Below are 20,022 nucleotides of genomic sequence, written 5' to 3'. Positions count from 1 at the left end.
GCCTGTGAAGGGCCAAAAAGCCGGCGAATTAGCCGGTGCTTAACCCTTGGCGGGCCCCACAAGGCGCCCTTTCTCTAGGGGCCGGACAAATAGCCCCGGCGCCACGTTCATTTTCGCGTGGCGAGCAACCGCGACTCCACGTCCAGAAACCGCTTGTGCCCCAGATATCCGGCGCCGTCCTCAATATCGGCGGCGATGGCCGTCTTCAACGCTGTCACATCCTTTGCAGCAATCGCCTCCAAAGCCTGGACGTGGCGGTCGACACGGTAGCTTTCGTCGAGGTTCTCCGTCGCCTCGCGCATGAAGGGGCCAAGCCGTAGCCAGACGGATTCAATCAGCGGCAGAAGAACGGCAGACGAGCGGACTTCGTAGAGACAGCGGTGGAACGCGAAATTGGCTTCGATGCCCTGCTCGATATTGCCAGCCTTGTAGGCGACATCGATCTCGTCATCGAGTTGCTGCAGACGCGCCAGCCGCAGGTAGTCGATGAAGGGCAGGGCGCGCTCGGCGGCAACGGTCTCCAGAGCAATGCGGGCGGCAATGATCTCGTCGAATTTTTCCGGATCGATATCCGGCACCCGGACACGGCGGTTATCGAGATGCTCCAGCGCACCGTCAGCGACAAGCCTGTGCAGCGCCTCGCGGACCGGCATGGCGCTGACCTGCAGCATTTCGGCGATCCCCTGAATGGTCACCGGCAGCCCGGGCGGAAAACGGCCGGTCATGATGGCCTGACGCAGGCAGCGATAAACCCATTGCTTCATCGATTCCATTGGCAGCTTGCTGAGCGAAACCAGCCCGATCACATCCATCTGTTTCAAAAGCCCTGATCCTCCCCTGATTGATACTATCAATATGGATAATCCGAGACCCGGTCGAGGCGCGATTTTTCCGCCTACCACCATCGCCCGTGACCGAACCGTTTCCAATGCGATTGGTGGTCAGCTCGCGCCAGGTAACATCCCTTTGCAATTTGATCATATAATGGGTAAGAATGATCAAAATAACTATGAGCGTGCGACGTTCTTGATGTTCAGACGCGGGACGCCCGGCTCGGTTAAAACAGCTTTCCAACGAACGGCCGGATCGACGCCCGAAGGTGACATCGCAACACACCCCTTGGCCGGGCACCCGCAATCGCCTGGCCAACGGCACAGAACTGGTGGACAATGATAGATGAGAATGAAGCCTCTGATTTCATAAATCGCAACCCTGACATCGAGGTGCTGGAAGCCTTCGTGATCGACGTCAACGGCGTGCCACGCGGCAAGTGGATTCCGCGCGACCGGGCGCTGGATGTGCTGATGAAAGGCATGGCCATTCCGCGCTCCGTCTATGCGCTCGACATCTGGGGACGCGATGTCACCGATGCCGGCCTGGCGGAGGGAACCGGCGATCCCGACGGCCTGTGCTTTCCCGTTCCGGGGACACTATCACGGGTGACCTGGCTCAACCGCCCGACAGCGCAAGTCCTGCTCAGCATGAAGAACCCCGATGGCACCGGCTTCTACAGCGATCCGCGCCAGACGCTCGTTGACGTGATGCAGCGCTTTGCCAAGTTGAAGCTGACGCCGGTCGTGGCGACCGAGCTGGAATTCTACCTGATCGACCCGGTCCGCTCGGCCCTCGACCCGGTACGGCCGCCCAATACCCGCGAGGGACGCTGGCATACGGGGCAGACGCAGGTCCTATCGATATCGGAGCTGCAGGATTTCGAGCATGTCTTCCACGAGATCGCCACCGCGTGCCGCGCTCAGGGCGTGCCCGCCGATACGACTCTGCGTGAAAACGGACCCGGCCAGTATGAAATCAACCTCAACCATGTGCCGGATGCGCTCAAGGCCGCCGACTATGCCGTGTTGTTGAAGCGTATCGTCAAGGGCGTTGCGCGCAGGCACGATCTCGATGCCACGTTCATGGCCAAGCCCTATGGCACACAGGCCGGCTCCGGCATGCATGTGCATTTCTCCATTCTCGACGAGGACGGCCGCAACATCTTCATCGGCGAAGACGGGCCAGCCGAAACCTTGATGCATGCGGTTGGCGGGCTTCTCGAAAACATGGGCGACAGCATGGCGGTGTTTGCTCCACATCTCAATTCCTACCGACGCTTGCGGCCGAGCGAACATGCGCCGACCTATGCCTCCTGGGGATTCGACAATCGCTCTGCCGCGGTGCGGGTGATCACCGCGAGCAAACCGGCCACCCGTATCGAGCATCGCGTCGCAGGGTCCGACAGCAATCCCTACCTGGTTCTGGCGATGATCCTTGGTGCAGCCCTGACCGGCATGCGGGAAAAGACCAAGCCGGGCGGCGCCATTACCGGCGACGATCATGCCGTCAGCCACCAACCGCTACCGACCAACTGGGACTATGCCCTGCAAAGTTTCGCACGGTCGGGTTTTGCCTATGCGACGCTCGGGCCGAAATACCGGTCGCTTTATACGGCCTGCAAGCGGCAGGAGCTTTCGGAGTTTTCCCTCAGAGTGACGGACGTCGAGTACGACGCCTACATCAGGACGGTCTGACATGAATATCGCTGATATCGCTTCCAAAAACGCCAATCCCGGTCATGCGCCGTCCTGGTACGCGGCCTCGGCAAACGACCGGCGGCTGCGGCCCATCCTGCAAGGCGAGACCTCGGCGGATGTCTGTGTCATCGGCGCAGGCTTTACCGGTATTTCGGCGGCGCTGGAACTGGCCGAGCGCGGCTTTTCCGTCGTGGTGCTCGAAGGCGAACGGATCGGTTACGGTGCTTCCGGGCGCAATGGCGGCCAGATCGTCAATGGTTATAGCCGCGACCTGGAGACGATCGCTAAGCGTTATGGGCCGGAAAAGGCCTCGAAACTGGCTGCTATGTCGCTGGAGGGCGGCAACATCATCCGCGAGCGCGTGGCTAAATACGCGATCGATTGTCATCTGGTCGATGGTGGGTTCTTCGCTGCTTTTACCGACAAGCAGATGCGCGAGATGGCGGACCACCGCGCGCATTGGCAGGCGCGCGGCCATGCCGGTCTCGACATGGTATCCAAGGCAGACGTTGGCAAATATGTCCGCAGCGGCCGCTACGCCGGTGGCATGATCGACCGGTTTGGCGGACATATCCATCCGCTCAATCTGGTACTGGGCGAGGCCGCAGCGGTCGAAAGCCTCGGCGGGCGTATTTTCGAAAGTTCGCGCGTGACCGGCGTCGATCAAGGACCATCTCCCGTCGTGCGCACCCGCACGGGGTCAGTGCGGGCGAAATATGTGCTTGTCTGCGGCAACGCTTATCTCGGTGAACTGCTGCCGGAGATCGGCGGCCGGATGATGCCGGTTTCAAGCCAGGTACTGGCGACGGAACCGCTTGAGGCCGGATTGATCGAAACCCTGCTGCCAGCCAACTACTGCGTCGAAGATGCCAATTACGTTCTCGATTACTATCGCCGCACCGCAGACAACCGGCTGCTATACGGTGGCGGCATCGGTTATGGCGGCCAGGATCCGAAGGATCTGACCGCCGTCATCCGGCCGAATATGTTGAAGACCTTTCCGCAACTGGCCAAAGTGAAGATCGATTATGCCTGGAGCGGCAATTTTGCCCTGACGCTGACGCGCATTCCGCATATGGGCAGACTGTCCGACACGGTCTATTTTTCCCATGGCGACAGCGGACATGGCGTCACCACCACGCATCTGCTCGGCAAGATTCTTGGCGAAGCGGTGGCTGGTCACGCCGAGCGGTACGACGTGTGGAGTTCGCTACCCAACCTTCCATTCCTCGGCGGCAAGACTTTTCGCGTGCCGTTCACCATGATCGGTGCCTGGTGGTATGGGCTGCGCGACAGGCTCGGTCTTTGACGCCAATCGAAGACGACGGCAAAACCGTATTGCCGCATCGGCAGCCGGCGGATATCGTCGGCATGGACAAGCAACCGGTTTCCGCGAAAGACCATCTTATGACGAAGGATGCAGTGCGCAGAGAGCATGAATTTGTTTCCACGCCATCGGCGCGGACGCTTCATGCCGAACTGATGCTGCTGTGTGCCCGTATCGGCTATTCCCCACCCGTGTCCATCTGACCTTGTTTCACCACACGCCAGAAAACCAAGGACACGATGATGACCCTTTCGAACCACAAATATTCCCTGCCGGAGTTGCAGGCGCAGGATGCTGCGCATTTTCTTCACCCATTCACCGACCACAAGGAACTGCGAGCCCAAGGATCGCGCATGATCGTACGCGGCGAAGGGGCCTTTATCTACGATAGCGAAGGCGGTGAACTTCTCGACGCGATGGCCGGGCTCTGGTGCGTCAACATCGGGTATGGCCGCGACGAACTGGCGGAAGTGGCAGCCGCACAGATGCGTGAACTGCCCTACTACAATGCCTTCTTCAAATGTGCGACGCCCGCCCCGGTGCAGCTGTCCGCCAAACTTGCCGAACTTGCACCGCCGAATATCAACCAGGTCTTCTACGGTTCGTCGGGTTCGGAATCGAACGATACCGCCGTTCGTCTCGTTCGCCATTATTGGGCGCTCGAGGGCAAGCCGGAAAAAAACATCATCATCTCCCGCAACAATGCCTATCATGGATCGACTGTCGCCGGCGCCTCGCTCGGCGGCATGAGCCATATGCACAAGCAGATGGGCGGCATGGTGCCCAACATCGTCCATGTGCTGGAACCTTATGCGTACGAGCTGGCTTTGCCGGGAGAGAGCGATGATGATTTTGGCCTGCGGGCGGCGCACGCCATCGAGGAAGCGATCCTTGCCGCCGGCGCCGACAAGGTTGCAGCCTTTATCGGCGAACCGATCATGGGGGCAGGGGGCGTACGGATACCGCCCGCAAGCTACTGGCCGGAAGTCCAGCGGATCTGCAGGAAATACGATATCCTCTTGATGCTCGATGAGGTCATTACCGGTTACGGCCGCACCGGCGAATGGTTCGCCGCCACCACCTTCGGCATCGAGGCCGACACGATCACGACCGCAAAGGCGCTGACCTCCGGCTATCAGCCGCTGTCGGCGCTCCTGGTCGGAGACCGGATTGCCAATACGCTGGTGGAAAAGGGCGGAGAATTCAACCACGGCTACACCTATTCCGGCCACCCCGTGTGCTGCGCGGTCGCCTTGAAGAACCTGGAAATCATCGACAACGAGGGCCTTGTCGAGCGGGTCCGGACCGATACCGGCCCCTATCTTGCCAAGGAACTGGCCAGACGGCTGAACGCTCATCCGCTGGTCGGGCAGACACGGTCGATCGGGCTGATGGGAGCGGTCGAAATTGTCCGGGACAAGGCTGAACGGACGCGGTTCAAACCGGACGGATCCGCCGCGATCAAAGTCCGGGATCACGCCGTCCGGAACGGCTTGATGATCCGTGCCACGGGCGACACCCTCATCATGTCACCGCCACTGGTCTGGACCCGCGAAACAATCGACCTCGCCTTAAATCGCCTGCTGGTGGCTCTTGACCTTGCCGAAGCCGATCTGGCTCCGCTTCGATAGAAACTGAACCGGCCGCTGCCAAACCCGATGGCGAGGCTGCGGCCGTTATCAGCGTCTCGATCTGTATGCAGCATCGGCCAAACGCCGCTCAATGCGGCGCACCTTGCTCAATCGTTTCCAAGCGCAAGTCGCGCTCAAAAAAGGATATTTCGATGCACTCGCACCTCCCATCGAAAAAAGCACTCGTCCCGTTTGTCAGCGTCGCCAACATGATGCGCCTTGTTCATGCTGTTGGTATCGAGACCGTGATGGTGGAATTGGCTGATGTGATCGAAGCCGATTTCCGGCGGTGGGATTTGTTCGACAAGACGCCCCGCATTGCCTCGCATTCCAAGGAAGGCGTCATCGAACTGATGCCGACCTCGGACGGCGATATCTACAGCTTCAAATATGTCAACGGCCATCCGAAGAACATGGCGCAGGGTCTACAGACAGTCACGGCTTTCGGGCTGCTGGCGGAAGTTTCCACCGGCTATCCCGTCCTGTTGACCGAGATGACGCTGCTGACGGCGCTTCGCACGGCCGCCACCTCGGCAATGGTCGCCAGGCATCTTGCGCCGAAGGGCGCACGCACCATGGCCATCATCGGCAACGGCGCACAGGCGGAGTTTCAGGCGCTGGCGTTCAAAGCGGTGTGCGGTATCGACCATGTGCAACTCTACGACATCGACCCGCTGGCAACGTCAAAGGCCGTGCGCAACCTCGCTCACTCGGGCTTGAAGGTGACCGCCTGCACCTCGTCGCAAGCTGCGATCGAAGGCGCCGGCATCATCACCACCTGCACGGCCGACAAGCAGTTTGCCACCATTCTGACAGACAACATGGTTGGTGCTGGGGTCCATATCAACGCCGTCGGCGGTGATTGTCCGGGCAAGACCGAACTGCATCACGACATTCTCAGCCGTGCCGACACGTTTGTGGAATTCACGCCGCAGACGCGCATCGAGGGAGAGATACAGCAGATGCCGCCCGAATATCCGGTAACCGAGATGTGGAAGGTTGTTAACGGTGAGGCCATCGGCCGCCGTGACCCCGCCCAGATCACGCTGTTCGACAGCGTCGGATTTGCAATCGAGGATTTTTCAGCGCTGCGATATATCCGCAGCAAGTTGAATGGAACGGGATTTTACCAGGACCTCGACATGATCGCCGACCCTGATGATCCACGCGACCTTTTCGGCATGCTGCAGCGGTCGGAGAAAGAATAGGGGCATCGACCGGCCCGGACGCCCGTTTGTTCGGCATGAGGGGCCCCACAACCGGCGCCCCTCAATCAAGAGGCTCATCTACCGCTGCGAACGGCGTCGATAAGCTTTCGGCAGGCGGCCGGAAGGTCGGCCTTTTCACGCAACAGAGCGCCACCGATCAGATACATCACGGTATCGCCATAGGCATCGCGCATTTCCGGCACGCGCTCAAAGGTCATGCCGCCGCCGGGAGCGGGCAGGATTGGCTTCAGCCCGCCGAGATCGCTGGTGCAGCCATCGACGATCGCCAGGCATTCCTCGCGGGAAAAGCTGAAGCGGCCACCGAAATTCGGATAGATCACCGCGTCAACGCCCATCAATCGCTGTAGGATGCCGTAGAAGAAGCGATGGGAAAAGCCCGTGGTCGGCGTAATGACATTGGTGCCGCCGAACGTCGGATGGGAGACGATCGGCAGGCCGAAATCAGGGTTCGAGGCCAAAGCGCGCGATACGTCGAAGCCGACCAGGGATGGCGCCAGCATGACACCACCGGCTCCCATCTCCTTGGCCATGAAGGCGCGCTCGAATATCTGGTCGGACGGACCGGTGATGTTGGGCACATAGGTGGTCGCAAAGCCGGTTTTTGCATTGGCGTCGCCGATGGCATCGGTGCAGGCTTTCACACGCTCGGCAAACGGCGATGTCTTCTGGTTGGCAAGACCATGGTCGTCTTTCACGTAGTCCATTCCGCCCAAAGCAAACTGACGGGCGAGCCCGGCAAGTTCGGCTGTGGAGAGGCCGACCGGCTTGATGGCCGACATCAGGATCGGCCCCTGTTTGACACCGGTGCGCTCGCGCAGCCCCGGTATTCCGAACCGGGGACCGGATACCAGCTTGATGATCGCGGGCGACAGCGTCATCGTCTCGACCCGGGTCTGTGTCCGGATCGAGGAATTGCCAAAGACGATGTTCAGCAGTTGCGGAAAATCGTCACCGATATCATCTTCGCTATAGGAGATTTCCGTGAGGAACCCGCCACGTGTATCGGTGCAGGGCAGGACGCTTTCGATCTGCCCGAGAATCTCGTCCTCGATGTAACCGGCCGGTACGATATCGCGCGGAATTTCGACCGTCTGCTCGACGGCAATCTCCAGAGCACGGGCGCGGGCTTCCGCCTCTGTCCCGACGCCGATCCAGTAGGTAACGAAAAAGCGATCCATTACAGGGCCTCCGCCTTCTGGGCCGAATGCACCGTATCGATGCGAACCGCCTCCAGCTCGGCGTCGCCGATGTCGAGATCCTTGCCGAGAAGTTGGCCGATTGCCGAGACCAGCGCACTCGCATCGAGCCCGTATTTCTTCATCAGGTATGGTTTGGAAGCGCCATGGGCGAAGGTATCCTGCAGGCCGAGGCGCCGCAGTTTGATGCCGAGGCCTTCTTCCGCGAGGATTTCCGCGACCAGCGAACCGAGGCCGCCATTGATGGTGTGGTTCTCCAGCGTGACCACGCCCTTCTTGCCACGTGCTGCCTTGATCAGGCCTTCGCGGTCGAAGGGCTTTAGCGTCGAAACGTGCAGATGATGGACGCCGATACCGCGCGCCTTCAGCGGCTCGGCGGCACGCAGTGCCTCTTCGGTGCAAACACCTGATGTCACGACCAGCACATCATCGCCTTCGCTGAGCGTGCGCAGCTTGTTGAATTCGAACGGTGTCGAAAACAATCGTGGCACTTCGCCGCGCAGCACGCGGGCATAGACCGGGCCATCGATGCTGTCGGCAACTTCAAGCACGGTTTCGACTTCGGTGGCGTCACCGCATTCGAGGATCGTCATGTTGGGGATGGCGCGCATCACCGAGATGTCCTCGATCGCCTGATGGGTGATGCCGCCCGGCGTGGTGATACCCGGCAGGAAACCCATCAATCGAACCTGGCGATTGGAGTAGGCGATCGAGTTGATCAGTTGGTCATAGGGGCGGCGGTAGAGAAAGACCGAAAACGTATGCAGGAACGGTCTGAAACCCTGCATGGCGAGGCCGCCGGCAAAGGACAGCATGTTCTGTTCGGCCATGCCCAGCGACAGGAACTGGTCCGGGTGCCGGTCGCGGAAGCCATCGACCTCGCAGGACGAGGTGAGGTCTGCCGACAGGCAGAGAATATCCGGACGTGCGGTCGCGAAGGTTTCGAAAGCCTTGGCATAGGGACGGTTGACGATTTCGACCATGATCAGGCCCTCGCAATTTCGGCTTCATCGACACCAAGTTCGGCGGCAATGGCGGTCTGCATTTCCCGGCGTTCATCCGCCGATTTGAAACGGACGTAGTGCAGGCGCGGGAAGCGCTTCTTCAGGAATTCCATGCCCTGGTAGGGTGACGTGTTGGCAAGGATGATCAACGGCTTGCCCGGCTCGGCACTATCGGCGGCAGCGCGCATGGCCCCCAGATCATGCCCGTCGATCGAGCGGCAGGTGACGCCGAAGGAAGCAACTCGGGCAGCAAGATCGCCAAGATCAAGAACCGACGACATTGCGCCGTCGCATTGCTGGCGATTGACGTCGACGATAACGCGGACGTTGTCGATGCCGTGATAGGCCATTGCCGCTAGGCATTCCCAGGTCTGTCCTTCCTGGAACTCACCGTCCGACATATAGACCCAGACCTTGCCGGGCTCGCCCTTGCGCTTGCGCGCCCAGGCGATACCAGCGGCCATCGATAGCCCCTGCGCCAGCGAGCCGGTGGTCACTTCCATGCCGGGACTGTGTTCGGCACCAATCATTTCGACCGACCCGCCATCGACATTGAAATGGTCGAGTGCATGTTCGTCCATGCGGCCGACCTGAATTAGCGCCGAATAGATCACCAGCGCATAATGGGCTGGCGAGATGATCAGCCGGTCGAATTCCGGCGCAAACGGGCCGTGATAGCCGGCGCCGGTAAATGCGTCCGGGTTGGTGGCAGACGGCACGCCGCCAAACGGCAGCGGCACCTTCGGCAATGTCGGTTCGCCGAGTGTCAGGGCCTCGTTGTAGAGAAAGGCAAGGCTTTCGGCAGCCGAACAGGCCTGGCTGAGATAGCCGCCATTGTTGCGCATCGTGTGAAGAAAGACACGCTTGCGAATACCGGCGGCGACATCTTCGGTGGACTGCTGGTTGGAGAGGTTCATGGCTCAGCTCCGTTCCGGAAACAGGGCTTTCAACCCTTGAGGCGAGGCATCGGCAATGCCGCGCTCGGTAATCAGGCCGGTGATCAACCGGGCCGGGGTAACGTCGAAGGCCGGATTGGCGGCAGGGCTGCCCTCCGGCGAGATGCGCACCGTGGCAATGGAGCCATCGACGGCGCGGCCCTGAACGAAGGTTACTTCCTCGCTGTTGCGCTCCTCGATCGGGATTTCCCTGACGCCATCATGCACGGTCCAGTCGATCGTGGGAGAGGGCAGGGCGACATAGAAGGGAACGCCGTTATCCTTGGCGGCAAGTGCTTTCAAATAGGTGCCGATCTTGTTGCAGACATCGCCATCGGCTGTGGTGCGGTCGGTGCCGACGATCACCATGTCGATCTGGCCATGCTGCATCAGGTGGCCGCCGGCATTGTCGACGATCAGCGTATGCGGGACGCCATGGCCGTTCAGCTCCCAGGCGGTCAGCTGTGCGCCCTGGTTGCGCGGGCGCGTCTCATCCACGTAAACATGGACCGGAATGCCTTCTTCCGTTGCCATATAGATTGGCGCGGTGGCCGTGCCATAATCGACGGTTGCCAGCCAACCGGCGTTGCAATGGGTGAGAATGTTGACGGGTTCGCCCGGCTTCTTGCGCGCCGCGATTTCGCGGATGACCTTCAGTCCATTAGCGCCGATGCTGCGGTTCAGCTGTACATCTTCCTCGGCAATTTCGGCTGCACGGCGATAGGCTGCAGCAGCACGTTCCGGAACCGGTACTTTCCGAAGTCCGTTGCGCATCTCGTCCAGCGCCCAGCGCAGGTTGATCGCGGTCGGCCGTGTCTCGTGTAGCACGTCCCAAACAGCATCCAGCGCTACATCGCTGCCGTCGTCCTGCATGGCGATGGCGACACCATAGGCGGCAGTGACCCCGATCAGCGGTGCGCCACGCACCCACATGTCGCGGATGGCAACGGCGACATCATCGACGGTCTTGAGCGTGACGACCCGGAATTCGTGCGGCAGCCAGCGCTGGTCGATGATGTCGACCGACCGGCCATCCTCGTTGAGCCAGATGGTATGGTAATGGCGATCTCCGACGTTCAAATGACTGTCTCCTTCTCGAGGCGTTCCGCAAGCGCATTGATCTCGGCAATGCTGTGGATGCGGCGCCGATTGACGGCTAGATGGCGCCCGAGCTTGAGCGCCTTGGTTTCGCAGCGTGCCCGGACATCCGGGTCTTCGATGGTTTCAAAATCGGCATTATGGGCAAGGCCGAGAATGCGGCGGTGCATCTCGATTCCGGCAAAGCCGAGCATGTCGGTCCACAATGTCTGCAGCACCTCATTCAGCGCCTGTTCCGATCCCAGGTGATCGCCCTGGTCTTCGAACAATGTGCGTTGATAAAGGATGCCCGTACGCTCGGTGCGCCAGAGATGCGAAAACTCGGTGCGGAAGGTCTCCCAGATCTCGACGATCACACCAAGAAGGTAGCTCCGCATGTCTTCGCGGCTACCGTCGTGTTCGTGACCGGACTGCGAAAAGTAGCTCATCCAGAAATTCGACAGCAGCATGCCGACATCGAGAGCCATCGGTCCATAGAAAGCAAATTCCGGATCGATGACTTTCGTTTCAGTCTCGATCACCATGACCGAGCCGGTATGAAGATCACCGTGCAGGAGTGTTTCGGCATTGGCCGTAAAGAGATGTTTCAGCCGCTGCGCTTCGACCTTGAGGTCGCGGTCAGCGCGGAGTTGAGCAACGATCCCATCAAGCTGGGGCGTGGTGAAATGATTGAGCTTGGCGTCGAAATACGGGTCGGAAAAGACCAGGTTTTCGGTGATATCGCAAAGCTCGATATTATCGGCAAACAGCGCCAGGTCTTCCTTGCGCTTGCGTGCTTCCATCGACAGATCGGAGCCGCGGAACAGCGTGCGGGCCAGAAACAGGCCAAGGTCCCGGGAAATCTTCGGCAGTTGTCGCCCGTCGATTAGAGCCCGGCGCAGGATCACATGCGGCGTCAGGAACTCCATGACGATGATCGCCTGTTCGCGGTCGAAATAAAGAACCTCCGGCACCATGCCGGGATCGCGTTCCGCCTCGCGCTTCAGCGCATGATATTCGAAATAAGAGCGCTTCAGTGGCAGCGGCCAGCTCTCGCCGACAAGGCGCACATAAGGCAGCGCCTGCTTGACGATAACGCTGCCGGCGTCGCCGTCGACGATGAAAACGAGATTGAGATTGCCGTCGCCGACTTCACGCACTTTCCAGCGCGTACTCTCTGTACCGATCCTGCCGGCCAGGGCCGCGTTGCTGCCCAGCCGCTGCGGCAAGGTCTCGGGCGTCAGCGCTTCGAAATTGTTCGTACTCATGATTCCTCCTCTCCATCGGAGCGGCGCGCCGGGCAGAAAAACACCTGGCACTCTCCTCGTTCCGCTCCCGGCGTCATGCGTCTCCACACGCAGTCACGCCGTCCTTTCTCTTTTGGTAAGCCAACATTCTGTCAAATGTCAATGGGCTTGACATTTGATTAGATGGCAGCCTAACCTGTTGATCAGGGAGGAGCAGATGATACAGGAACACGTTTTCCGTATTGAGGGTCTGCGCAAATCGTTCGGTCCAATCCAGGTGCTGGGTGGGGTCGATCTGAATTTGCGTACCGGGGCCGTCACGGTGCTGATGGGCGCCAACGGAGCAGGAAAATCGACACTGGTGAGGATCGTCAGCGGCGTCTATGAACGCGACGCCGGAACAATCACGCTCGCCGGTCAGCCTTATGCGCCGGCAACGCCCGCAGAAGCCATCCGGTCCGGTGTCGTCACCGTGCACCAGAACATCAATGATGGTGTCGTCGCCGATCTGGATGTCGCTACCAACCTGACGCTCGACCGATTGAACGGCCGTGGCGCCCACCTCATTTTCAATCCCCGCCGCGTTCGCCGCGAGGCGCAGGCCGTCGCCGACCGCATGGGGCTAGCCATCGATCTCAACGCCACGGTCGCCGATCTTTCACTGGCCGACCGCCAGATGGTGTCGATCGCCCGTGCCATGGCGCACGAACCCAAGGTACTCATTCTCGATGAGCCGACCTCGTCGCTGTCGAGTGCAGAAGCTGACCGGCTGTTCGAACTTGTCGACCGCTTGCGCGCCCGTGGCGTTGCCATCCTTTATATTTCACACCGCATGTCCGACATCCGCCGGCTCGCCGACAGCATCGTCTCCTTGCGGGATGGCCGCATTGCCGGGCTGTTTGAGGGCGACAATCTCGATTACGAAGGCGCGGTCAACGCCATGCTCGGGCAGAAAATCAACCTGAGCAACATCGTCGTGCGCGATGGCACAGCTCCCGTTTTCAAGGCAGAGAAGCTGACGATCGCGCGAGGCGCAAAACCGTTCTCGATGACGCTGGGCGATGGCGAAGTGGTGGCGGTCACCGGGCTTGTCGGTGTCGGCAAAACCGCCTTGGCCGAAACCCTGTTCGGTGCCCGCGTACCGGTCTCGGGCTCGATGACGCTTGATGGCAGCGCCTATGCGCCAAAGTCAACGCGGGCAGCAATCGATCAGGGTGTCTTCCTCGTCGCCAAGGATCGCGGTGACAGCGGCATCGTTCCAGATTTCAACATCTATGAAAATGTCAGCCTGCCGTTTCTGAAGCGGATTTCGAATTTCGGCATTTCCAATCGCCGAGCCGAACGCACGCAGGCACGGCAGCAGATTTCAGCGCTCGGCATCGTCTGCCGCACCGAACGCGACGAGATGAACACGTTGTCAGGCGGCAACCAGCAGAAGGTCATGGTCGGCCGGTGGCTCAGCCAGGCGTCACGCCTGCTCATTCTCGACGAGCCATTCCAGGGCGTCGATATTTCCGCGCGCCGGGACATCGCCGCCAAGCTGAGGGCTTCGGCTTCAGGCCGCGCCACCATCGTTTTCCTGACCGAGCTTGATGAAGCCTTCGAGATCGCCGACCGTATTCTGGTGATGTCGGAGCATACGCTGGTCGGCGAGCACCGCAACGCCGACGTCAACGTCGATAGACTTCTGGCCGAAATTGCCGGCCAACATGAAATGGTACTTTAGACATGAGCATTGAACAGACGACCGCCAGTCCATCCACCCACAAGGCCGCACCAGTGGCGGCAACGCTGACGCCGCGCGAAATCGCCATCAAATATGGCTTCATCACGCTGCTCTTCGGCATGATCCTCTATTTCTGCATCATGACCAGCGGCTTTGCCTCGCCGCAGAGCGCGGTCTTCATCTTCCAGTCGGTATCGATCACCGGCATCCTGGCGCTCGGCGTGACCGCCACACTGGTGGTCGGCGGCTTTGATCTGTCGATCGGATCGGTCGCCACCACTGCGATGATGGCGTCGTCCTACGTCATGGTGGTAATGGGGGGCGACGCGTTGACCGCAACGCTTGTCTGCCTTGCCATCGGCGTCCTCGTCGGTCTGATCAACGGTTTCCTGATCGTCTACATGCGCGTGCCGGACCTTCTGGCGACGCTCGGCATGATGTTCCTGCTGGTCGGCCTGCAGCGTATTCCGACAGAAGGCCGCTCGATCGCCACCGGCATGAGCATGCCGGACGGATCGACGGCCACTGGCACCTTCAGCCCCGCCTTCCTGGCGCTTGGCCGTCACCGTTTCGATTTCATCCTGCCCAATCTGGTGCCGGTGTCGGTCGTGGTGCTGATCGTTCTCGCCATCCTCATCTGGTTCTTCCTGGAATATACCCGCTTCGGCCGGATGATGTATGCGGTTGGCTCCAATGAGCGAGCCGCTGGCCTCGCGGGCGCACCGGTCAATGCCTACAAGATCTGGGCCTACATCATTTCCGGCGTCTTTGCCTCGATCGGCGGCATTCTTTTGGCCGCACGTCTCGGTCGTGGGGACATCGCATCGGGCAACAATCTTCTGCTGGATTCCGTCGCCGCTGCCCTGATCGGCTTTGCCGTCCTTGGCGCTGCCAAGCCGAATGCGTTCGGCACCGCCATCGGTGCGCTGTTCGTCGGCGTGCTCTTGCAGGGCCTGACGATGATGAACGCACCCTATTACACCCAGGACTTCGTCAAGGGCTTCGTGCTCGTCATTGCCCTGGTGTTCACCTTTGCGCTCTCGAGGAGGGGCAAACGCTGAGGAGCAAAGCTCCGTGCGGGACTGCAAATCAAACAACAAGTCTATTGTGGAGGAGACCCTTATGACTTTTACACGGAGAACTTTTTCAAAACTGACGCTTGGGATAATGGCCGCAACGGCGCTGGGAGGCGTGTCATTTGCGGCCGATATGCCCGCGCCATTCGACAAGCCCGGTGACGTCAAGATCGCCCTCGTGCGTTATCTGTCGACGGGTGACTTCTTCCAGTCCTATCTGGCTGGCGTTGAATCACAGGCCAAGGCGCTCGGCGTCGACCTGCGCGTGCTCGACAGCCGCCAGGATGCGGCTCTGCAGGCCGACATGGTCGATCAGGCGATCGCGCTTGGCGTTCAGGGTATCATCATCCAGCACGGCCTGACGGAATCCATGAAGGAAGCAGCCCAGCGTGCCGTGGACGCCGGTATCAAGGTCGTCGCCTTCGACGTCAATGTCGAGAACGAGAAGATCCCGCAGGTCGAGCAGTCCGACCGCGACCTCGCCCGTCTGGCACTGGAGCAGGCCGTCAAGGACAATGGTGAGAGCTGGAAGGCCGGCTATGTCTACGTCGCCGGTATTGCGCCGCTCGACCGCCGTGACGAGACCTGGAAGGAATTCAAGAAGAAGTATTCGGGCATCAATGAAGCCGCCATGTTCGGCACAATGGATAACCCGATTGCCAACTCGGTCGCCAACCAGGCGCGTTCGGTCATTTCCGCCAATCCGGACATCACCGTCATGTTCGCGCCTTACGACGAATTCGCCAAGGGTGTGAAGATTGCCGTCGACGAAGCCGGCATGTCGTCGAGCGTCAAGATCTACTCAGCCGACATCTCGACCTCCGATATCGCCGCGATGCGCGAACCGGACAGCGCCTGGGCAGCAACCGCCGCCACCAATCCGGCTGTTGTCGGCCAGGTCTCCGTGCGCACGCTGGCGATGATGCTGGCCGGCGAAGATCCGGGCCGCAGTGTCATCGTACCACCGACGCTGATCACTCAGAAGGACCTCAACGACAACGACATCAAGAACATGGAAGAACTCGGCGCCAAGCTGCCGCAGTTTGCCCATGCCGACGTTGCCATGCCCGCATGGATGCCCAATCCCAACGCCAAGTAAGAGACCGCTTGGCGAACTTCAGGGCGGCCCTCGGGTCGCCCTTTTTTGTTCGGTGAAGAGTGTTCGGCCTGCCAATTGCATGCGATATACATTTTTGATATATGTATATCTGAAGAGGATATGCGCTTGGCTCTTTTTATTCGCGATGACACCGTCAATGCCCTGGCAGCACAATTGCAGAAGGCTCTCAAAGCGCCGAGCAAGACAGACGCCGTGCGTCAGGCTTTACAGCATGAGCTTGATCGCGTGCAGCAGCAACGCCCGCTGCGGGAGCGAATTGCCAAGGCCCAAGCCATCGCCGGGGCGATGGGCGCAGGCGATCCGAATTTCGATATGAAAACATTCACTGACGAGATGTGGGATAATCTCTGATGTTCCTCGATGCGTCCGTCATCGTGGCGATCATTGCCCGCGAACCCGGCTGGCAAGAGATCGTCAAGCGGCTGGAAATCGCCGATGGAGCATTCGTGATTTCGCCGGTCGTCCGTTTCGAAGCGGTGCTTGGCCTCGCCAGGAAGTTCCAGCAGCCAGACAAGCCGAAAAGCAAGGAGGCCGTTGCCACGGCCAATGCCGCCGTCACGGAATTCCTGTCGGCAATCGGATCAACGGAGATTGCGGTGACGCCGGAAATCGGCTCGGTAGCCATCGATACAGCCATGATCTACGGCAAGGCGGTTGGACACCCGGCAGATCTCAATTTCGGAGACTGCTTCAGCTACGCCTGTACGAAGGCACTGAACATCGCCCTTGCATACAAGGGCGATGATTTCGCGTTGACCGACCTCGCCTGAACGAGGTCGCTATCATGACCTACCGCATCGCCGCAGCGATGTTCCCGCCATCGACAGTGGTGACATCGGCGGTGGTGCGCTCGGCCAAAGCCTGGTGCACGAAAGCCTGAGCGACATCGTCGGCCGTGACTTCGAGGCCAAGCAGGTTGCCGCCCATATAATCCTTGACCGACAGGCCGCGGGCCGCCGAGCGATTGGCGATCATCTCCTCGTTGAGCAGGCCGGAGCGGATACGGTCAGCGTTGACGGCGTTCGAGCGGATGCCGTCCTTGCCATGCTCCAGAGCATATTGGCGCGACAGGAACAGCGCCGCGGCCTTGGGCAGGCCGTAGGCACCAAAATTGGCGCCGGGATTGACCGCCTGCTTGCTGGCATTGAACAGCAGAACCCCACCAGTCGACTGCTCCTTCATGATCCGGACCGCATTCTGCGCGACGCTCTGGTGCGAGAAGAAATTGAGCTCGAAGCTTTTGCGCATCAAGGCGTCGTCCATGGTGGCAATCGGACTCTCCCACGCGGCGCCCGCATTGGAGACGACGATATCGACACCGCCATAGGTGCTGACAGCAGCGTCGAACGCAGCGCGCACGGATGCCGTATCGGTGACGTCGCAGGCAAGGCCGATCGACTGGTTACCAATCGACTTTGCGATCTCGGCCGCCTTGGTCCCGTCGAGATCCAGTACCACGACATGAGCGCCTTCACGGGCAAAAGCCTTTGCGGTGGCAGCCCCGATCGCGCCAGCGCCGCCGGTGACGATGGCAACCTGGCCGGTGAACGGTTTGGCCTTGGCGCCCGCAAGCTTTGCCTGCTCCAGCGACCAATATTCGAGATCGAACAGATCGGGCTTGCTGACCGGCTGAAAGCGTCCGATGGATTCGGCGTCGCGGGCGGCTTCAATCCACATTTCCCCGACATCGGCGGCGATCTTGGCATCCTTCAGGGTCCGGCCATGGCCGAACATGCCCAATCCCGGTAACAGCGTCAGGCGTGGCATTGGGTCCAGCATGACGCGTTTGACGTCGTCGCGGCCGTCGTTCGCCTCGAAATATGCAGTATAGTTTTCCACGAACTGCGCGACGCGGTCGGCAATCGCCACCTTGTATCCATCCAGATTGCTTGCATCCGGCGCCGGCAGCACCATCGGTCCGGTCTTGATGCGGATGGACAGATCCGGTGTCGAAACGCCACGCGAGGCCATGTCCTCGACCTCAGCTGCATTGACGAAGTCGAGAATCGCCGGCGAGGTGCGGAACTCGCCGATCATCCGGTCATACCGGCCTTCACCCTTCGAAACGGCGACGGCACCGCGCAGCATGGCAGCAATTTCATTGGGCTTGGCGAGATTTGCGGGCAGGGCGGCCGGAGTGAACGGGTTCTTGCCGTTCTTCGCCACATGGTCTTCGGCCAGCGTCACATAGTGGATCATCCGGTCATAGGCTTCCTTGGCGGTGGCGCCAAAGGTGAAGATGCCGTGTTTATCGAGAATCAGGCCATCCACGGTCGGATCCCTGTCGAAGACTTCGGCGGCCAGCTTGGCGAGGTCGAAGCCGGGCATCACATAGGGCACCAGCCCCATCTTCGGCCCGAACACCTTGGCGCTGATCTCCATGCTGCCCTCAAGGTCGGCAATCGCCAGAACGCCGGTCGAGTGGGTATGATCGACAAACTTGTGCGGAATGAAGGCGTGCAGCAAGGCCTCGACGGAGGGGTTTGGCGAGGCGGGATCGATCAGGTTGGCGCGCTGTAGCGTGACCATGTCCTCGTCGGAAAGCCTGTTCAGCTTACGTGCCTTCAAGAGAGGCGCGATCTTGACGGCGGGAAGGCCCGCCGGTTCGATGACGCCCATGTCCCAGCCGCTGCCCTTGACGCAGAGAACATCCCATTCGTCACCAATCAGATCGCTGACTGTGGTCTTCACCGAGGTATTGCCACCGCCATGCAGAACCAGCCGCGGATCGCCGCCGAGCAGCCGCGTCGTATAGGTGCGCAGCGCCAGATCGCGGTTGATGCCCTTTGCGGCATAGGTTGCGACCATGGCTTCGGCGTCAGTGTCGCTCCAGAGATTTTTCATTGCTTGCTCCTCCCTTGGGCAGGTTTTCAGGCCCGGTCCTCGCCGGGCGGATCAGGTATGATTGAGATGGTTTACGGCGCGGAGCGGCTGCGGGCCTCTGTGGTCCAGCGCTCAAGAAGCCGCCGGGCCATGGAGGTGGTCACCACCAGATGCGAGGCGAAGCCGCCTTTGATGGCCGCCACCAGCGGCTCGAACTTTCCGTCTTCCTGCACCACCATCATGCGCTTGCCGATCGCCCGGATGGAATCCAGATCAGCGGAAATACAGCGCCGGTTATAGGCACAGTCCAGCCATTGGCCAGCATGGTCGATGATCTGGCCGGCAATGACCCCGGCAGCGCCCGTTTCTCCCAGCGCGTGCATTTCTTCAGCTGTCAGCGCGCCGCATTTCACCAGATGACTATCATCCTCGATGCCACCCACGGAATAGAGTGCCAGCTGGCAGTCGGAAATTGTCGCCATCTGCTCGCGGATCACCGGTTCGGCACGCAGGGCAGCAGCCAATTGTTCAGAACTCAGTACAAGCGGCGCATAGACATTGATGCCCTCCGCATTCAGGCGCCGGGCTATTTCAGTAGTGCACTGGTCAGGCCGATAGGAGTACGGCGCTCCAAGATTTCCGCACAACTGGACGACAGTGACACCTTGCAGGTCGGCATAGGGCATGACATCGGCCAGATGGTAGACCGTTCGGCCCCAGGCGACCCCCACACGATCGCCCTTGTTGATCAGCTCCTGAAACACTGCGGCGGCAACCACAGGCATTTCCGCAGTTGGATCCATGGCCTGGCGGTCTTCCGGCACGATCCACACCGAGGTCAGGCCGAGTGCATCCTCCAGCTGCCGCGCCAAAATGTCGTCGGCAAACAGCTGTGTCGATGTTGCTATGTTGACGATGCCGGTTTCGCGGGCGCGCCGCAGATAGGTGGCGACGGACGCACGGGAAATATTCAGCCGCTGCGCCACTTCATCCTGTCGAAGGCCATGGGTATAGTAAAGCCACGCGGCCTTATGCAGGATCTGATCAGTGGACCGGATGGGCATCATATCTCCTTCAATCGCCGAATTAGACAATAGTCA

At 60.3% G+C, this 20,022-nt stretch carries 18 protein-coding genes; 10 read left to right on the top strand and 8 right to left on the bottom strand.

The genetic code is table 11. The features are described 5' to 3' along the window. Positions 1–107: 107 nt before the first annotated feature. Positions 108–812 (bottom strand): GntR family transcriptional regulator, encoded by a 705-nt coding sequence (locus tag ACSQ3J_RS28220; RefSeq protein WP_060503428.1) that lies wholly within the window; start codon positions 810–812, stop codon positions 108–110. Positions 813–1,169: 357 nt separating this feature from the next. On the opposite strand from ACSQ3J_RS28220, the gene ACSQ3J_RS28215 reads away from it, so the two are divergent. The 5 genes from ACSQ3J_RS28215 (at position 1,170) to ACSQ3J_RS28195 (ending at position 6,697) form a co-directional block, all read left to right on the top strand. Then, on the top strand, positions 1,170–2,528 hold the full coding sequence (locus ACSQ3J_RS28215; RefSeq protein ID WP_436040796.1) for a glutamine synthetase family protein: 1,359 nt from the start codon (positions 1,170–1,172) through the stop codon (positions 2,526–2,528). 1 nt (position 2,529) lies between these two features. Then, positions 2,530–3,840 (top strand): NAD(P)/FAD-dependent oxidoreductase, encoded by a 1,311-nt coding sequence (locus ACSQ3J_RS28210; RefSeq protein ID WP_060503430.1) that lies wholly within the window; start codon positions 2,530–2,532, stop codon positions 3,838–3,840. Between the two features lie 62 nt (positions 3,841–3,902). After that, the gene (locus tag ACSQ3J_RS28205) at positions 3,903–4,061 is read left to right on the top strand and encodes a hypothetical protein (RefSeq protein ID WP_156393911.1); all 159 of its coding nucleotides are present in this window, start codon (positions 3,903–3,905) and stop codon (positions 4,059–4,061) included. Between the two features lie 39 nt (positions 4,062–4,100). Further along, entirely contained in the window at positions 4,101–5,489 is a 1,389-nt protein-coding gene (locus tag ACSQ3J_RS28200; RefSeq protein ID WP_060503490.1) for an aspartate aminotransferase family protein, read from the top strand. 152 nt (positions 5,490–5,641) lie between these two features. Continuing rightward, complete coding sequence (locus tag ACSQ3J_RS28195; RefSeq protein ID WP_060503432.1) at positions 5,642–6,697, top strand: ornithine cyclodeaminase; 1,056 nt, start codon at positions 5,642–5,644, stop codon at positions 6,695–6,697. A gap of 74 nt (positions 6,698–6,771) precedes the next feature. Here ACSQ3J_RS28195 and ACSQ3J_RS28190 read toward each other — a convergent pair whose 3' ends face one another. The 5 genes from ACSQ3J_RS28190 to mtnK are packed head-to-tail and all read right to left on the bottom strand — an operon-like array spanning position 6,772 to position 12,198. Beyond that, on the bottom strand, positions 6,772–7,896 hold the full coding sequence (locus tag ACSQ3J_RS28190; protein ID WP_060503433.1) for a RuBisCO large subunit C-terminal-like domain-containing protein: 1,125 nt from the start codon (positions 7,894–7,896) through the stop codon (positions 6,772–6,774). Continuing rightward, positions 7,896–8,897 (bottom strand): transketolase family protein, encoded by a 1,002-nt coding sequence (locus ACSQ3J_RS28185; RefSeq protein ID WP_060503434.1) that lies wholly within the window; start codon positions 8,895–8,897, stop codon positions 7,896–7,898. The genes ACSQ3J_RS28190 and ACSQ3J_RS28185 overlap by 1 nt, the downstream gene beginning before the upstream one ends. A gap of 2 nt (positions 8,898–8,899) precedes the next feature. After that, positions 8,900–9,835 (bottom strand): transketolase, encoded by a 936-nt coding sequence (locus ACSQ3J_RS28180; RefSeq protein WP_060503435.1) that lies wholly within the window; start codon positions 9,833–9,835, stop codon positions 8,900–8,902. 3 nt (positions 9,836–9,838) lie between these two features. After that, the gene (gene mtnA / locus ACSQ3J_RS28175) at positions 9,839–10,933 is read right to left on the bottom strand and encodes an S-methyl-5-thioribose-1-phosphate isomerase (RefSeq protein ID WP_060503436.1); all 1,095 of its coding nucleotides are present in this window, start codon (positions 10,931–10,933) and stop codon (positions 9,839–9,841) included. Next, a complete protein-coding gene (mtnK, locus tag ACSQ3J_RS28170; RefSeq protein ID WP_060503437.1) occupies positions 10,930–12,198 on the bottom strand; it encodes an S-methyl-5-thioribose kinase in 1,269 nt (422 codons plus the stop codon). Before mtnK ends, mtnA begins: the two co-directional genes overlap by 4 nt. A 196-nt stretch (positions 12,199–12,394) precedes the next feature. Between mtnK and ACSQ3J_RS28165 the strand changes: the two genes are divergently transcribed. From ACSQ3J_RS28165 to ACSQ3J_RS28145, 5 genes are all read left to right on the top strand, one after another. After that, positions 12,395–13,903, top strand: coding sequence for a sugar ABC transporter ATP-binding protein (locus tag ACSQ3J_RS28165; protein ID WP_060503438.1), 1,509 nt, complete (start codon positions 12,395–12,397; stop codon positions 13,901–13,903). A gap of 119 nt (positions 13,904–14,022) precedes the next feature. Then, positions 14,023–14,964, top strand: a complete 942-nt coding sequence (locus tag ACSQ3J_RS28160; RefSeq protein WP_162763900.1) for an ABC transporter permease — start codon at positions 14,023–14,025, stop codon at positions 14,962–14,964. A gap of 61 nt (positions 14,965–15,025) precedes the next feature. Continuing rightward, positions 15,026–16,078 carry a substrate-binding domain-containing protein gene (locus ACSQ3J_RS28155; RefSeq protein WP_060503439.1) on the top strand — a complete coding sequence of 351 codons (1,053 nt, stop codon included), beginning with the start codon at positions 15,026–15,028 and terminating at the stop codon, positions 16,076–16,078. Positions 16,079–16,198: 120 nt separating this feature from the next. Beyond that, positions 16,199–16,450, top strand: coding sequence for a type II toxin-antitoxin system VapB family antitoxin (locus tag ACSQ3J_RS28150; protein ID WP_347360141.1), 252 nt, complete (start codon positions 16,199–16,201; stop codon positions 16,448–16,450). Continuing rightward, entirely contained in the window at positions 16,450–16,869 is a 420-nt protein-coding gene (locus ACSQ3J_RS28145; protein ID WP_060503440.1) for a type II toxin-antitoxin system VapC family toxin, read from the top strand. Before ACSQ3J_RS28150 ends, ACSQ3J_RS28145 begins: the two co-directional genes overlap by 1 nt. A 19-nt stretch (positions 16,870–16,888) precedes the next feature. On the opposite strand, the gene ACSQ3J_RS28140 is transcribed toward ACSQ3J_RS28145, so the two are convergent. Together ACSQ3J_RS28140 and ACSQ3J_RS28135 are read right to left on the bottom strand one after the other, a co-directional pair. Further along, positions 16,889–18,943, bottom strand: a complete 2,055-nt coding sequence (locus ACSQ3J_RS28140; RefSeq protein ID WP_060503441.1) for a bifunctional aldolase/short-chain dehydrogenase — start codon at positions 18,941–18,943, stop codon at positions 16,889–16,891. A 71-nt stretch (positions 18,944–19,014) separates the two neighbouring features. After that, positions 19,015–19,986: a sugar-binding transcriptional regulator gene (locus ACSQ3J_RS28135; RefSeq protein WP_060503492.1), complete on the bottom strand. Its 972-nt coding sequence runs from the start codon at positions 19,984–19,986 to the stop codon at positions 19,015–19,017. Between the last annotated feature and the right edge of the window lie 36 nt (positions 19,987–20,022).

The organism is Rhizobium sp. LjRoot98, assembly GCF_964252935.1.
Classification (GTDB): Bacteria; Pseudomonadota; Alphaproteobacteria; order Rhizobiales; family Rhizobiaceae; genus Pararhizobium.
This window is presented reverse-complemented; position numbering and strand designations above follow the sequence as displayed.

Coding starts and splice junctions, on each gene's coding strand:
- ACSQ3J_RS28195 (WP_060503432.1), top strand. CDS start 5,642: ATGCACTCGCACCTCCCATCGAAAAAAGCACTCGTCCCGTTTGTCAGC.
- ACSQ3J_RS28185 (WP_060503434.1), bottom strand. CDS start 8,897: ATGGTCGAAATCGTCAACCGTCCCTATGCCAAGGCTTTCGAAACCTTC.
- ACSQ3J_RS28145 (WP_060503440.1), top strand. CDS start 16,450: ATGTTCCTCGATGCGTCCGTCATCGTGGCGATCATTGCCCGCGAACCC.
- ACSQ3J_RS28140 (WP_060503441.1), bottom strand. CDS start 18,943: ATGAAAAATCTCTGGAGCGACACTGACGCCGAAGCCATGGTCGCAACC.
- mtnK (WP_060503437.1), bottom strand. CDS start 12,198: ATGAGTACGAACAATTTCGAAGCGCTGACGCCCGAGACCTTGCCGCAG.
- ACSQ3J_RS28215 (WP_436040796.1), top strand. CDS start 1,170: ATGATAGATGAGAATGAAGCCTCTGATTTCATAAATCGCAACCCTGAC.
- ACSQ3J_RS28200 (WP_060503490.1), top strand. CDS start 4,101: ATGACCCTTTCGAACCACAAATATTCCCTGCCGGAGTTGCAGGCGCAG.
- ACSQ3J_RS28180 (WP_060503435.1), bottom strand. CDS start 9,835: ATGAACCTCTCCAACCAGCAGTCCACCGAAGATGTCGCCGCCGGTATT.
- ACSQ3J_RS28150 (WP_347360141.1), top strand. CDS start 16,199: ATGCGCTTGGCTCTTTTTATTCGCGATGACACCGTCAATGCCCTGGCA.
- ACSQ3J_RS28160 (WP_162763900.1), top strand. CDS start 14,023: ATGATCCTCTATTTCTGCATCATGACCAGCGGCTTTGCCTCGCCGCAG.
- ACSQ3J_RS28135 (WP_060503492.1), bottom strand. CDS start 19,986: ATGCCCATCCGGTCCACTGATCAGATCCTGCATAAGGCCGCGTGGCTT.
- ACSQ3J_RS28220 (WP_060503428.1), bottom strand. CDS start 812: ATGGATGTGATCGGGCTGGTTTCGCTCAGCAAGCTGCCAATGGAATCG.
- ACSQ3J_RS28205 (WP_156393911.1), top strand. CDS start 3,903: ATGGACAAGCAACCGGTTTCCGCGAAAGACCATCTTATGACGAAGGAT.
- ACSQ3J_RS28210 (WP_060503430.1), top strand. CDS start 2,530: ATGAATATCGCTGATATCGCTTCCAAAAACGCCAATCCCGGTCATGCG.
- ACSQ3J_RS28155 (WP_060503439.1), top strand. CDS start 15,026: ATGACTTTTACACGGAGAACTTTTTCAAAACTGACGCTTGGGATAATG.
- ACSQ3J_RS28190 (WP_060503433.1), bottom strand. CDS start 7,896: ATGGATCGCTTTTTCGTTACCTACTGGATCGGCGTCGGGACAGAGGCG.
- ACSQ3J_RS28165 (WP_060503438.1), top strand. CDS start 12,395: ATGATACAGGAACACGTTTTCCGTATTGAGGGTCTGCGCAAATCGTTC.